The sequence below is a fragment of the Rhizorhabdus sp. GW822-FHT03C02 genome (genome assembly GCF_058801765.1).
Window position 1 is genome coordinate 203,706 of record NZ_JBXANN010000006.1, and the last position, 13,982, is coordinate 217,687.

Below are 13,982 nucleotides of genomic sequence, written 5' to 3' on the forward strand. Positions count from 1 at the left end.
CTTTAACGACGAAGGTCTAATGAGGGGCGATGGCACGGCAGCGCGCGTCCGGTTTCGAGCAGAGCGAGTCCGAATTTTCGGGCTGGCTCGGCGATTCCGTCCGGGCCTTGTCGGGGGCCGAGCGACGCGTCGACAACGCATTGACCGATTTCTTCATGGCGCCCGAAGGCCGGCTTTCGGACCGGCACCGCGCGCAGATGGCGCAGTTGCTGCGCGCGCTGATCTCCGCGATCGAGGATGATGTCCGCGTCCGCCTCGTCCACCGGCTCGTCCGCGAACGGGTACGGCCCGAATTGTCGGCCAGCCTGGGAGCGGCGCATGTCGGCATCGCGCTCCCGCTGCTCGAACGCAGCGCGGCGCTGCGCGACCCCGATCTGATCGCGGCCCTGTTGCGCCGGGTCGACGAGCACCGGCTCGCGCTCGCGCTCGGCCGCGACGCCCCGCATCATCCGGCCGGCGTTGCCCAGCATCTGCTCGATCTCGACGACGTGCCGGTCGCCCGCGCCGCGATGGCGCTGCTGATCGCAGAAAGCCGCCGCTACGATCAGTTCGGCGATCCCCATCTTGCCCGGTGCGATCTGCCCGAACCGCTGCGCACCCGCTTCACCTGGCGGGTGGCCGCGGCTTTGCGCCATCATATGGTCGGTCGCCACGACATGCCGCCGGTCGAGGCCGATCTCCATCTGTCGGCGGTGGTCGGCGAGATCCTCGCCGAAGTCGAGCCGGTTCCATCGCTGGAGACCAGCGCCGGCCGGCTGGCGATGGTGATGCTCGAACGCGCGCTGCTCACCGACGCGATGCTGCTTGCGGCGATCGAGGAGGGTTGGCTGGCGCTGTTCGCCGCGATGCTCGCCGCCCGCGCCGGGCTTGAGGCCGCGACCGTCTGGACGATGATCACCGATCCATCGGCGCTGATGCTGGCGGCGTCGCTGCGTGCGATCGGCTGCGGGCGTGATCCCGCAATCACGATATTGTGGCGGCTCGGATCGGCAGAAGGCCTGTCCGAGGATGCGCTCGGCGATCGCGCCGACATTTTCGACCGGATCGGCGAAGACGAGGCGCAGGACGCGCTTCACATCTGGCGGCTCGATCCCGAATATCGGCAGATGATCACGAGGCTCAACGGCGCGGAATTCGCACGGTCATGACGGTCCATGGCGCGATAGGCGCGGTCCATGGCCGCATCGACCATGACGGCCGGCTGGTCGAGGCCGACGCGCAGCTCGTGCGGATGCAGGAGCGGGCCGGGGGCAAGGTCGGCGGCCCGCTCGCGATCCCGCGCCTCGCCTCGCTGGGGCGGCTCGCGCTGCGCCTACAGATCGTCGTCTCGCGCAACATCGTCGCCGCCAGCGGCGACCGCGATCTCGCGCTGTGGGTGCGGGTCACGCCGATACCGTCGGGTGCCGATATCGCGATCACCGGCTGGGTCGAACAGGATGCGGCCGGCGGTCCCGGCCCCGACCGCAATCGGGATTTCGCGCGAACCGCGGCTGACTGGATCTGCGAGACCGATGCGAGCCTGCAGATATTGCATGCGTCGGGGCTGGGGGCCGATGTCGTCGGGCAGAAGCTCCACGATCTCGTCGCGCTGTCGGGCTCCGATCGCACCAGCAGCATCGCCGCGCAGGCCGCGCGCACCGGATCGCGGTTCGAAGATACGGGAGCTATGCTGCGCGGGGTGCCGGTTCGGCTCGAGGGGGTGCCGCTGCGCGACGGGCTGGGCCATTTCGTCGGCTATCATGTGCTGATCGCGCGGCGGACCACGCCACCGTTGGCGAGCGGGCTCGTCGCCGGTGCGCCGGGCGATTCCGACAATGCCTTCGGCGAACGGCTGAGCCAGGCGCTGCGCAATCCGCTCGATCGGATCATCGCACAGGCCGACAGTCTCTGCCTGCGCGACGACGGGCCGCTGCGTCGCGACTATGCCGATTATGCCGAGGGCATCGCCGGGGCCGGGCGACATCTGCTCGCCCTGGTCGACGATCTGGTCGATCTCCAGGCGATCGAGAGCGCCGATTTTCATCCGCTGGTCGAGGCGATCGATCTGGCGGAGGCCGCGCGGCGCGCGGCGGGCCTGCTCACGGTGCGGGCTACCAACCGCGACCTCAGGATTCTCGCGCCCGAAGACCGCCAGTCGGTAATGGCGGCCGCGGATTATCGCCGCACCCTGCAGATCCTGATCAACCTGGTCGGCAATGCGGTCCGCCACGCGCCCGAAGGCGGCACCATCTGGGTCCGCTGCGAACAGGAGGGGGACCTCGCGGTCGTCATCGTCGCCGACACCGGCGAGGGGATCGCGGCGGTCGATCATGAGCGCATTTTCGACCGGTTCGAACGGCTCGGGCTGCGCGACGACAGCGGCACCGGGCTGGGGCTCTACATCGCCAGGCGGCTTGCCCGGGCGATGGGTGGCGATGTCGGGGTCGACAGTGCGCCGGGGCAGGGCGCGCGCTTCGTGCTCACGCTGCCCGCACAGGGATAAAAAAAGGGGGCGGAGCCTCGCGGCCCCGCCCCTCTTCGATGACGATGACGAGCGCCTTAGAGCATGTCCTGATCAGATTGATCAGGACATGCTCTAAATTGTCTTTGTTTTCCGCATTTTCCGAGCCGTCAGGTGATTCCACCTGACTTGAAAATGCTCTAGCGCTTGTCGACCGGCACATAATCGCGCTGGGTCGCGCCGGTGTAGAGCTGGCGCGGACGGCCGATCTTCTGCTGCGGATCGGAGATCATCTCGTTCCACTGCGCGACCCAGCCCACGGTGCGGGCGAGCGCGAACAGCGCGGTGAACATCGAGGTCGGGAAACCGATCGCCGACAGGATCACGCCCGAATAGAAATCGACGTTCGGGTAAAGCTTCTTGTCGATGAAATAGGGATCCTTGAGCGCGATCTGCTCGAGCTCACGGGCGGTGTCGAGCACCGGATCGCTGATGCCGAGCTTGTCGAGCACTTCGGTCGCCGCCTTCGACAGCACCTTCGCGCGCGGGTCGAAATTCTTGTAGACGCGGTGGCCGAAGCCCATCAGCCGGAACGGATCGTCCTTGTTCTTCGCGCGGGCGATATATTCGGGAATGCGCGACGGGGTGCCGATCTCGCGCAGCATGTTGAGCGCGGCCTCGTTGGCGCCGCCATGCGCCGGGCCCCACAGGCAGGCGATGCCGGCGGCGATGCAGGCGAACGGGTTCGCGCCCGACGATCCGGCGAGGCGGACGGTCGAGGTCGAGGCGTTCTGCTCATGATCGGCGTGGAGGATGAAGATCTTGTCCATCGCCGACTCGATCACCGGATCGACCTCATATTCCTCGGCGGGGACGCCGAAGGTCATCCGCAGGAAGTTGCCGGTGTAGCTCAGGTCGTTACGCGGATAGAGGAAGGGCTGGCCGACCGAATATTTATAGGCCATCGCCGCGATCGTCGGGATCTTGGCGATCAGGCGGTGGCTGGCGATCAGCCGCTGGTTCGGATCGTTGATGTCGGTCGAGTCGTGATAGAAGGCCGACAGCGCGCCGACGACGCCGCACATGATCGCCATCGGGTGCGCGTCGCGGCGGAAGCCGCGATAGAAGGTCGCGAGCTGTTCGTGCAGCATCGTGTGGCGGGTGATCGTGCCGGTGAACTTGCTCAGTTCGGTCGGGCTCGGCAGTTCGCCGTTGAGCAGCAGGTACGACACTTCCATGAAGTTCGACTGCTCGGCGAGCTGGTCGATCGGATAACCACGGTGGAGGAGGATGCCCTCATCGCCGTCGATATAGGTGATCGCGGATTCGCAGCTGGCCGTCGACGTGAAACCGGGGTCGAACGTGAACGCGCCGGTGTCGGCGTAGAGCTTGCGGATGTCGATGACGTCCGGGCCGATCGAGCCCGACTTGACGGGATAGTCGAACGCGTTTCCGCCGATCTCGACTTTGGCGTTATCCCCCATGCTTCATTCTCCTGGCAAGCCGGGCGGGGCAGGACACCCCGTCAGGACGATATCTGGTCACTCATCCGCCCCAGACTCTCCTCGCGGCCGAGGAGGGCCAGGACGTCGAATATTCCGGGAGAGGTCGTGCGGCCGGTCAGCGCAGCGCGTAACGGCTGCGCGACCTTGCCAAGGCCTATTCCCGCGTCTTCCGCCACCTGGCGAACCGCTGCCTCGAGCGCCGGGGCAGACCATTCGGAGGTGGCGGCAATGGCATCCCTAGCCTGGGCCAGAAGCGCCTTGCCGGGTCCGTCTAGCAGCCCTTCTGCCTTCTCGTCCATGGGGAGCGGGCGGGTGCGAAACAGAAAGCCCGCACTGTCCGTCAACTCCTTCAGATCCTTGGATCTTACCTTGATGAAGGGGATGCTGCGGAGCAGTCGGTCATGCTCGTCGGCGGTCAGCTCGCGGCCGGCTTCGGCCGCGACTCCGGGGGCGATCAGCGCGGCCAGCGCCGCGTCGTCGGACTCGCGGATATAATGGCCGTTGAGATTTTCGAGCTTCTTGAAATCGAAGCGCGACGCCGACCGGCCGACGCCGGCCAGATCGAACCATTCGACCGCCTGTTTGCGGCTGATGATCTCGGCATCGCCGTGCCCCCAGCCCAGCCGCAGCAGATAGTTGACCACCGCGTCGGGGAGCATGCCGAGCTCGTCGCGATAGGCATCGACGCCGAGCGCACCGTGACGCTTCGACAGCTTGGCGCCGTCGGCGCCGTGGATCAGCGGGATATGCGCATAGATCGGCTCGGGCCAGTTCATCGCCCGGACGATGCCGAGCTGACGGAAGGCGTTGTTGAGATGATCGTCGCCGCGGATGACATGGGTGACCCCCATGTCGTGATCGTCGACGACGACCGCGAGCATATAGGTGGGGGTCCCGTCCGACCGCAGCAGGATCATGTCGTCGAGTTCGGCATTCTGGACGGTGACCGGCCCCTGGACCTGGTCGTCGATCGTGGTGGCGCCGGTCTGTTCGGCGCGCAGGCGCACGACGAACGGCTTGCCTTCCTGCTCGGGGCCCGGCTGGCGATCGCGCCAGCGCCCGTCATAGCGCATCGGCAGCTTGGCGGCCTTCTGCTGCTCGCGCATCTCGGCGAGTTCCTCGGGGGTCGCGTAGCAGCGATAGGCATGGCCGCTGGCGAGCATCGCGTTGGCGACCTCGGCATGGCGTTCGGCGCGGGCGAACTGGTAGACTTCCTCGCCGTCCCAATCGAGCCCGAGCCAGCGCATACCGTCGAGGATCGCGTCGATCGCGGCGTCGGTCGAGCGCGCGCGGTCGGTGTCCTCGATCCGCAGCAGGAAGCGTCCGCCATGATGCCGGGCGAACAGCCAGTTGAACAGCGCGGTGCGCGCGCCGCCGATGTGCAGGAAGCCCGTCGGCGACGGTGCGAAACGGGTAACGACAGGACGGTCTTGCAGGCTTGCGTCCACGCGCGGATTCTCCAGTATCGGCGCGATGGCCAGCGAAATCGACGCCGCCCCTAGCATAGCCGTTCGGCGGCTTCAAACCGGTGCGCTCGCGCGTGCCGGCGCGACGCCGGCCCGGTTCGGGCGCGCGATCGAGACGTGGCTCGAGATCGAGCGCGATCAGATCGCCTTATGGCTGCCGGTCGGGCTGGGCGCGGGGATCGCGGCCTGGTTCGTGCTACCCGACCGGTTCGCCTGGAGCGGCGCGGCGGCGGTCTTCGCCGGTATCGCGCTGGGGGCGCTGTTGATCGGGCGCGGTACCCGCGCCCCGCGCGGAATCCTGGTGCTCGCGCTGGCGATGCTGGTCGGGCTCGCGATCATCTGGACCAAGGCGAACTGGGTGGCGGCGCCGCGGATCGACCGGCCGACGGTCGTCAGCTTCGCGGCGCGGATCGAGGCGGTCGATCCGCTGCCGGCGCGCGATCTCGTCCGCCTGCGGCTCGCGCCCGACCCCGGTTCGGGCCTGCCGCCGCGGGTGCGGGTCAATGTCGATGCCAAGGAACTGCCCGCCGAGGTGCCGGTCGGATCGCGGATCGACCTGCGCGCACGGTTGTTGCCGCCGGCGCCGCCGATGGTGCCCGGCGGCTATGACTTCGCGCGAGCAGCCTGGTTCCAGGGGCTCGGCGCGACCGGCAAGGCGATCGGGAAACCGGTGCTGCATCCGGCAGCGGAAGCGGGCTTCTGGTCGTGGCTGTGGAACCTGCGGGTGCGGATTTCGGCCCATATTCGCGATTCGATCGCCGGCGAGGGCGAAGCCGGCATCGCCACCTCGTTCGTGACCGGCGATCAGGGCGGAATTCCCGAAGCCGACAACGAGGCATTGCGCCGGGCCGGGCTGGCACATCTCCTGTCGGTGTCGGGACTGCACGTCTCGGCGGTGGTCGGCGGGATGATGTTCGTCGCCCTGCGGCTGCTCGCGCTGTCGCCGCGGCTGGCGCTCCACGCACCGCTGGTGCTGATCTCGGCGGCGATCGGCGCGCTCGCCGGCGTCGCTTATACTTTGCTGGCGGGCGCAGAGGTGCCGACGATCCGCTCGTGCGTGGCCGCGCTGCTGGTGCTCGGCGGGATCGCGCTCGGGCGCGAGGCGATGACGCTGCGCCTCGTTGCCGCCGGTGCGCTGATCGTGCTGCTGTGCTGGCCCGAGGCTCTGGCCGGGCCGAGCTTCCAGCTGAGCTTCGCGGCGATCGCTTCGCTGGTCGCCTTCCACGAACATCCCCGCGTCGTCGCCTTCGGCGCACGGCGCGAGGAGGCCTGGCTGTGGCGGATGGGGCGGGCGGTGCTGCTGCTGCTCGCGACCGGGCTCGTCACCGAACTCGCCCTGAGCCCGATCGCGCTGTTCCACTTCCACAAACAGGGGCTCTATGGGGCAGCGGCGAACATCGTCGCGATCCCGCTGACCACCTTCGTGGTGATGCCGCTCGAGGCGTTCGCGTTGCTGCTCGATGCGGTCGGGCTCGGGGCGCCGGTCTGGTGGCTGACCGGCAAGACACTGTCGTTCCTGCTGTGGATCGCCCATGCGGTCGCCAGCGCGCCGGGCTCGGTCGCATCGCTGCCGTCGATGCCGTGGGGTGCGTTCGCGCTGATGGTGGCGGGCGGGCTGTGGATCGTGCTGTGGCGGACCAGGGTGCGGCGCCTGGGCATGATCCCGCTCGCGGCCGGGGCGGTGTGGAGCTGGCTGACGCCGGCGCCCGACCTGCTCGTCACCGGCGACGGCCGTCATGTCGCGATCCGGACTGGCGACGGCGGGATCGTGTTGCTGCGCGAGCGCGCCGGCGACTATGTGCGCGACGCGCTCGGCGAGGCGTCGGGGGTCGAAGGCGAAGCCCCGCCGATCGACGCGCTGTCGGGCGCGCAGTGCAACCGCGACCTGTGCATGAGCGAGATCGGGATCGATGGCCGCCGCTGGCGCATCCTCGCGACCCGTAGCCCCTATATGATCGACATCGGAAAAATGAACCTCGCCTGCCGGCAGGCGGATATCGCGATCAGCGACCGCCGTTTGCCGCGCAGCTGCAACCCGCGCTGGCTGAAGGCCGATCTGCCGTTGTTGCGGACCACCGGCGGGCTGGCGATCCGGCTGCCGTCAGCCGCGATCGAAACCGTCGCCGAGCATGTCGGGGATCATCCCTGGACGACCTTCAGGCGCCCCGAGCGGGAGCGGCCACGACCGAAGGCGCGGCATCTGCCGCTCGCCAATGTTCCCCTGCGGCCGCAGCCGCACGGTAAGCCTCAGTAGCGGCGCAGCAGTCCGGCGAGCTTGCCCTGGACCTGGACCATTTCGGGGGCGTAGCGCTGCGGGTCATAGGCGCGGTTGGCCGGGTCGAGGCGGATCATCGATCCCTCGCGGCGGAAATATTTGAGGGTCGCTTCGCTGTCGGCGATCAGCGCGACGACGATGTCGCCGTCACGCGCGGTCTCGGTGCGGCGGATCAGCGCATAATCGCCGTCGAGGATGCCGGCTTCGACCATCGAATCGCCCGACACCTCGAGCGCATAATGTTCGCCCGAGCCGAGCAACGCGGCGGGGACCGACAATGTGCTGTGCCCCTCCATCGCTTCGATCGGCATGCCGGCGGCGATCCGGCCGTGCAGCGGGATTTCGAGAACATTCTCGTTCGCGGCCTGCAACACCGGCGGCGCCGATTTGCGGGTCGGCGCGGGCGGCGTAGCCTTGGTGGCGGGGGCGGCGATCTCGGGCATCCGCACCACTTCGAGCGCACGGGCGCGGTTGGGCAGCCGGCGGATGAAATTGCGTTCCTCGAGCGCGCTGATCAGGCGGTGGACGCCCGACTTCGATTTGAGGTCGAGAGCCTCCTTCATCTCCTCGAACGAGGGCGAAACCCCGGTCTCGACGAGCCGGTTATTGATGAAGCAGAGCAATTCATGCTGCTTGCGTGTGAGCATCGCAGGCACCCCGTGGAGGAACGAATATGGAACATCTAGGCAACTTCCACGAAGCTGTCAACCAAGCGTAACGATCTCGACTATGTCGCCGCTGCGCGCCGCGGCGGCGCGGGCGGGGCGGACGATCAGCGCGTCGGCCAAGGCGAGCGCGAACAGCGCCCCGCTGTCCTGGCTGTGGACCGGAGTGACGATGCCGCCATGATGGCGCGCGCGCAGATAATCGGCGCGTTCGCCGACCGGCGGCAGGTCGACCGCGAGCCGCGCAGGGGTGGTTACAGGCAATGGCGATGCCGCGCCGAGCATGTGCGCGACCAGCGGCCGGAGGAACAGGGTCGCGGTGACGAAACTCGATACCGGATTGCCGGGAAGCCCGAGCACGACCGCCTTGCCGAGGGTGCCGACCATCAGCGGCTTGCCCGGCCGCATCGCGATCCGCCAGAAGTCGATCGCGGCGCCGGCCCGTTCGAGCGCGGGCCGCACGAGGTCATGATCGCCGACCGAGGCGCCGCCGCTGGTGACGATGATGTCGGCGTCGGCCGCGAGCGCGGTGAAGGCGGCGGCGATCGCGTCGAGATCGTCGCGGACGATGCCATGGTCGCGGACCTCGACCGGAAGGCCCGACAGCATCGCCTGGAGCATCGGCCCGTTCGAGGCGGGCAGCATCGCACCGCTGGTCGGCGCGCCGGGCGGCACCAGTTCGCTGCCGGTCGAGAGGATCGCGACGCGCGGGCGTCGGCAGACGTCGAGCGTGCCATGGCCGCCGGCGACGGCGAGGCCGATCGTCGCCGGGCGTATCGCGGTCCCGGCGGAAACAAGCACATCGCCTGCGGCGAAATCGCTGCCCGCGGTCCGCACGAACGTCCCGGCGGCGGGCGGCGCATCGCCCGAGACGGCCAGCCGCTCGCCCTCGCGTGCGGCATCCTCCTGGATCAGGATCGTGTCGGCGCCGACGGGGAGCGGGGCGCCGGTGAAGATGCGGAAGGCCTCGCCGGTACCGATCGCCGCGCCGGGTGCGGACCCTGCGGCGCTTTCGCCGGCCATGGTCCAGGGGCCGGGCAGGTCGGCGAAGCGGATCGCATAGCCGTCCATCGCCGACAGGTCGGTGGCGGGCTGGGTGCGGCGGGCGCGGATATCGGCGGTGGCGTAGCGGCCGATCGCGTCGACGACGGCCACGGTCTCGACCGGCAGGGCCGATGCCAGCGCGAGCATCCGGGCCTGCGCGTCGGCGACCGGCAGCAGGCTCATCCGGCCTTCCAGTCGCCCGAGCGGCCGCCGGTCTTGGCAAGCAGACGGACGCCCTCGATCCGCATGCCGCGATCGAGCGCCTTGGCCATGTCGTAGATGGTGAGCAGCGCGACCGAGACCGCGGTCAGCGCCTCCATCTCGATCCCGGTCGTATAGGTGGTGGCGACGGTCGCGGTGGCGCGGATGCCGTCGGCCTCGATCGCCAGGTCCACGGTGACCCCGGCGATCGGCAGCGGGTGGCACAAGGGGATCAGGTCGGCGGTCTTCTTCGCCGCCATGATCCCGGCGATCCGCGCGACCGCGAGAACATCGCCCTTCTTGACCGATCCGGCGCGGATCGCGGCGAGCGCGGTCTCGGCGATCAGGATCCGGCCTTCGGCGACCGCCTCGCGCTTGGTCTCGGCCTTGGCCGAGACGTCGACCATGCGGGCGGCGCCCTCGTCGTCGATATGGGTGAGCTTACCGTCAGCCATGATGACTCAGACGCCGACGAGCAGCTTGCGGGTGGCGGCGGCGACATCGTCGGCGCGCATCAGCGTCTCGCCGACCAGGAAGCAGCGCACGCCATGCGCCGCCATCGCGTCGAGATCGGCCTTCGATCCGAGGCCGCTCTCGGCGACGAAGGTGCAGCCGGCGGGCGCCTTGCCGACGAGATCGTAGGTGCGCGCGAAGTCGACCGAGAAGTCGCGCAGATCGCGGTTGTTGACCCCGATCAGCCGCGACTTGAGCGCGAGCGCGCGGTCGAACTCGGCCTCGTCATGGACCTCGACCAGCGCGTCCATGCCATGTTCGATCGCCGCGGCCTCGATCTCGGCCATTTCGCCATCGTCGAGCGCCGCGACGATGATCAGGATCGCATCGGCACCGAGCGCGCGCGCCTCGGTCACCTGCCAGGGGTCGATCATGAAATCCTTGCGCAGGCACGGCAGCGTACAGGCGGCACGCGCGGCGACCAGATAATCGTCATGACCCTGGAAATAGGGCATGTCGGTCAACACCGACAGGCAGGCGGCGCCGGCCTCCTCATAGGCGCGGGCATGCGCGGGCGGATCGAAGTCGGCGCGGATCAGCCCTTTCGAAGGAGACGCCTTCTTGATCTCGGCGATCAGGCCGTAGCCCGAGGCCGCCTTGCGATCGAGCGCGGCGCGAAAGCCGCGCGGGGCCGACTGGGCGGCGGCCTGCGCGGTCAGATCGGCGAACGACACCGCGGTCTTGCGCTGCGCGACATGGATGCGCTTGGCATCGCAGATTTCTGTGAGCTTGTTGGCCATCGCGGCGGTCCATAGCCTGTCATATGGCGTCGTGGAAGATGATGCCCATCATGTGCCGCCGGCCCGACCGCAGCGTGCTGACGCCATGGCGCATCGCGACCCGATAGTCGCCGCGCCCGCCGCGACGTGGACGGATATTGACCGCGAAGATCACCGCGTCGCCGCGATCGAGCGGCACGACCTCGACCCGCGACTGCATCCGTGGCCGCTGTTCGGTGAGCACGAACTCGCCGCCGGTGAAATCCTCCCCCGGCCGCGACAGCAGGATCGCCGCCTGGAGCGGGAAGACATGCTCGCCATAGAGATCCTGATGGAGGCAATTATGGTCGCCGGGGCGGTAGCGCAGCAGCAGCGGGGTCGGGCGCCGCTGCCCCGCGGCGTGGCAGCGGTCGAGAAAGGCGGCGTGGTCGTCGGGAAAGCGAACCGGCAGCCCCATCCGGTCGTGCCAGCGATTGGCGATGGCCGCGAGCGGGGGATAAAGACGGTCGCGCAGTTCGGCGACCAGCGGCGGCAGCGGATAGGCGAAATAGCGATATTCGCCCTGGCCGAAGCCGTGCCGGGCCATGACCACCCGGCTGCGAAAGCCATATTCGTCGTCATACAGGCCGGCGATCGCGTCGGTTTCGGCCGGAGCCAGCAGGCCCGGCACGACCGTCCAGCCGCGATCGTCGAGCGCGTGGGCGGCATGCTGCCAGTCGATCGCGGCGAGGCGGGATGCGAGGATGTCGGTCATGGGGGGCGACTAGGCGGCGGGCCTGTCCTGCGCTTCCCGTCTCTTGCGCTGGAATCGACGAAGCGTGGCGCCGGTTCAGCCTCGCGACAGCAACCGCGCGTCAGTCAGGCCGGCATGCGCTTGCTCCTTGCCGCCCTGCTCCTGATCCTTCCCGCGACGGCGCAGGCCGAGGAGGATGCCGAGCACCGCGCCGATCGCCTGCGCACGATCGAACTCAACCGCCGCGCGGCGGCGGCCGTGGCGCGGCGCGATCGCGGCAATGCCGATGTCCGTTCGTCGAATGGCGAGGCGATGCGGCGCTACCAGCGCCAGCTCGAACAATGGCGCCGCCAGGTCGCGGCCTGCCGCGCCGGCGACTATTCGGCCTGCGATTGACCGCGCCGCTTGCCGATTCAGCTTGAGGTATAAGGGGTTTTCCTGAATCGTTTCGCCGGCACGATCCGTCCTGTTTGAACGATCCGCCGATCGGCACAAGATCGATCGGCGTGCGGGACAGGGGAGGAACAATGCGGATCGATCCCAGCTATCGGCTGCCGCAGGAGGTGACCGGGGTGCTGCGCAGCGCGCATGCGCAGAAGCGTGGTGCGTTGAGCGATCTGCTGCTCCATTTTCGGGGATTGAACGACACCCAGCGCAAGCGCAGCGTGATCATGCTCGACCGCAAGATTCCGGTGCCGGTCGAATTCGACCAGAGCCTGCCGCGCGAACGGATGAACCTGTTCGACGGCGAGGCCAATCTGCTGCTGCCCTATCTCGACGAGAAGCCCTGAATCGGGAAGGCTTCGATCAGAAGGCGATCCAGCGGGCGAGCAGCGCCTTGGCGGCGGCGCTGTCGATCGCCTCGCGGGCGATCGCCGCGGCTTCGCTCCAGTCGGTCGCCTTGCCCGCGACGATCAGCGCGGCGGCGGCGTTGAGCAGCACCGCGTCGCGATAGCCGCTGGCCTCGCCGTCGAGCAGCCTGGACAGCGCGGCCGCGTTATAGGCCGCATCGCCGCCGCGGATCGCGTCGAGCGGATGGCGCGAGAGGCCGGCCATGCCGGGTTCGAACCGTTCGGGGCCGAAGCCGCATTCGCCGAGCCGGAAGATGCTGCTCGCACCCGCGATCGACAGTTCGTCGAGCGGTTCGTCGCCGGCGACCATCATCGCCGAGGTAACACCGATCTTTTCGAGCGCGCCCGAATAGACGGGGATGAAATCGGGCCGGGCGACCCCGATGAGCTGGCGGGTGACGCCGGCCGGGTTGGCGATCGGGCCGAGCAGGTTGAAGATCGTCCGGCGGCCGATGCGCTTGCGGATGGCGCCGAGCGGCTTGAGCGCGGGATGATGCTTCTGCGCGAACAGGAAGCACAGCCCGATCGCGGCGAGCGACGCCTCGGCGCGATCGGAAGCGCGGTCGAGATCGAGCCCGAGCGCCTCGAGCGTATCGGCAGCGCCGGCCGACGACGAGGCTGCGCGGTTGCCATGCTTGGCGACCGGCACACCGGTGGCCGCGACCACGATCGCGACCGCGGTCGACACGTTGAGGCTGTGGGCGCCGTCGCCGCCGGTCCCGCACACGTCGATCGCGCCCTCGGGCGCGGCGATCGGGATCATCCGCGCGCGCATCGCCCGCGCCGCGCCGGCGATCTCGCTCGACGTTTCGTCGCGCTCGGCCATCGTGGTCAGGAAGCCGGCTACCGCCTCGTCGCCATGGCGGCCGTCGAGGATCTCGGCGAAGGTCTCTTCGGCCTGCTGCTGGCTCAGCGGGATGATCGGATCGGGAAGCGAAGCCAAGGTCAGGCGCGCTCCGTCACCCTGATCCCCGCGGCGCGCATGAAATTGGCGAGCATCGCATGGCCATGTTCGGTGGCGATGCTTTCGGGGTGGAACTGGACGCCGTGGATCGGCAGCGTACGGTGGCGGAAGCCCATCACCTGGCCGTCGGGGGTGCGCGCGTTGATCAGCAGATCGTCGGGCAACCCCTCCTCGGGCACGATCAGCGAATGATAGCGGGTCGCGGTGAACGGCGAGGGCAGTCCCTCGAACAGGCCGGTGCCGTCATGGTGGATCGGGCTGGTCTTGCCGTGCATCAGCTCGGGCGCACGGATAACCTGGCCGCCGAAATGCTGGCCGATCGACTGATGGCCGAGGCACACGCCGAGCAGCGGCCGCTTGTGCTCGGCGGCGGCGGCGACGAGTTCGAGCGAGATGCCGGCCTCGTTCGGGGTGCAGGGCCCGGGCGAGATCAGGAAGGCTTCGGCGCCGGACGACAGCGCCTGGCCGACCCCGATCGCATCGTTGCGCACGACTTCGACCTCGGCGCCCAGCTCCATCAGATAATGGACCAGGTTCCAGGTGAAGCTGTCATAATTGTCGATGACCAGGATCATGCGCGCCGCTGTAACCGCAGCCGGGGCGCAG

General features: G+C 68.8%; 14 protein-coding genes. 5 read left to right on the plus strand and 9 right to left on the minus strand.

Annotated features, from left to right (window positions below):
- The first annotated feature begins 29 nt into the window (after nt 1–29).
- A complete protein-coding gene (locus AC1RM6_RS16960) occupies nt 30–1,148 on the plus strand; it encodes a DUF2336 domain-containing protein (RefSeq protein WP_493103270.1) in 1,119 nt (372 codons plus the stop codon).
- On the plus strand, nt 1,145–2,482 hold the full coding sequence (locus AC1RM6_RS16965) for a sensor histidine kinase (protein WP_493103272.1): 1,338 nt from the start codon (nt 1,145–1,147) through the stop codon (nt 2,480–2,482). Before AC1RM6_RS16960 ends, AC1RM6_RS16965 begins: the two co-directional genes overlap by 4 nt.
- A gap of 158 nt (nt 2,483–2,640) precedes the next feature.
- Here AC1RM6_RS16965 and AC1RM6_RS16970 read toward each other — a convergent pair whose 3' ends face one another.
- Complete coding sequence (locus tag AC1RM6_RS16970) at nt 2,641–3,924, minus strand: citrate synthase (protein ID WP_493103274.1); 1,284 nt, start codon at nt 3,922–3,924, stop codon at nt 2,641–2,643.
- Between the two features lie 41 nt (nt 3,925–3,965).
- The gene (gene gltX, locus AC1RM6_RS16975) at nt 3,966–5,450 is read right to left on the minus strand and encodes a glutamate--tRNA ligase (protein ID WP_493103276.1); all 1,485 of its coding nucleotides are present in this window, start codon (nt 5,448–5,450) and stop codon (nt 3,966–3,968) included.
- Here gltX and AC1RM6_RS16980 point away from each other — a divergent pair.
- Nucleotides 5,419–7,665 (plus strand): ComEC/Rec2 family competence protein, encoded by a 2,247-nt coding sequence (locus tag AC1RM6_RS16980; protein WP_493103278.1) that lies wholly within the window; start codon nt 5,419–5,421, stop codon nt 7,663–7,665. The two genes, gltX and AC1RM6_RS16980, sit on opposite strands and share 32 nt — an antisense overlap.
- Here the strand turns inward: AC1RM6_RS16980 and lexA are convergent.
- The 5 genes from lexA to AC1RM6_RS17005 are packed head-to-tail and all read right to left on the minus strand — an operon-like array spanning nt 7,659 to nt 11,582.
- Nucleotides 7,659–8,333: a transcriptional repressor LexA gene (gene lexA, locus AC1RM6_RS16985; protein ID WP_493103280.1), complete on the minus strand. Its 675-nt coding sequence runs from the start codon at nt 8,331–8,333 to the stop codon at nt 7,659–7,661. The two genes, AC1RM6_RS16980 and lexA, sit on opposite strands and share 7 nt — an antisense overlap.
- A 57-nt stretch (nt 8,334–8,390) precedes the next feature.
- Nucleotides 8,391–9,578, minus strand: a complete 1,188-nt coding sequence (locus AC1RM6_RS16990; protein WP_493103281.1) for a molybdopterin molybdotransferase MoeA — start codon at nt 9,576–9,578, stop codon at nt 8,391–8,393.
- Nucleotides 9,575–10,051, minus strand: coding sequence for a cyclic pyranopterin monophosphate synthase MoaC (gene moaC, locus AC1RM6_RS16995; RefSeq protein ID WP_493103283.1), 477 nt, complete (start codon nt 10,049–10,051; stop codon nt 9,575–9,577). The genes AC1RM6_RS16990 and moaC overlap by 4 nt, the downstream gene beginning before the upstream one ends.
- A 6-nt stretch (nt 10,052–10,057) precedes the next feature.
- A complete protein-coding gene (gene trpC / locus AC1RM6_RS17000; protein WP_493103285.1) occupies nt 10,058–10,849 on the minus strand; it encodes an indole-3-glycerol phosphate synthase TrpC in 792 nt (263 codons plus the stop codon).
- Between the two features lie 19 nt (nt 10,850–10,868).
- Nucleotides 10,869–11,582: a 2OG-Fe(II) oxygenase gene (locus tag AC1RM6_RS17005; RefSeq protein ID WP_493103287.1), complete on the minus strand. Its 714-nt coding sequence runs from the start codon at nt 11,580–11,582 to the stop codon at nt 10,869–10,871.
- A gap of 114 nt (nt 11,583–11,696) precedes the next feature.
- Between AC1RM6_RS17005 and AC1RM6_RS17010 the strand changes: the two genes are divergently transcribed.
- Nucleotides 11,697–11,957 (plus strand): hypothetical protein, encoded by a 261-nt coding sequence (locus AC1RM6_RS17010; RefSeq protein WP_493103288.1) that lies wholly within the window; start codon nt 11,697–11,699, stop codon nt 11,955–11,957.
- Nucleotides 11,958–12,088: 131 nt separating this feature from the next.
- Entirely contained in the window at nt 12,089–12,352 is a 264-nt protein-coding gene (locus AC1RM6_RS17015) for a hypothetical protein (RefSeq protein WP_493103290.1), read from the plus strand.
- Between the two features lie 16 nt (nt 12,353–12,368).
- On the opposite strand, the gene trpD is transcribed toward AC1RM6_RS17015, so the two are convergent.
- Nucleotides 12,369–13,361, minus strand: a complete 993-nt coding sequence (gene trpD, locus AC1RM6_RS17020) for an anthranilate phosphoribosyltransferase (RefSeq protein WP_493103569.1) — start codon at nt 13,359–13,361, stop codon at nt 12,369–12,371.
- A complete protein-coding gene (locus AC1RM6_RS17025) occupies nt 13,358–13,951 on the minus strand; it encodes an anthranilate synthase component II (RefSeq protein WP_493103292.1) in 594 nt (197 codons plus the stop codon). Before AC1RM6_RS17025 ends, trpD begins: the two co-directional genes overlap by 4 nt.
- Nucleotides 13,952–13,982 lie beyond the last annotated feature (31 nt).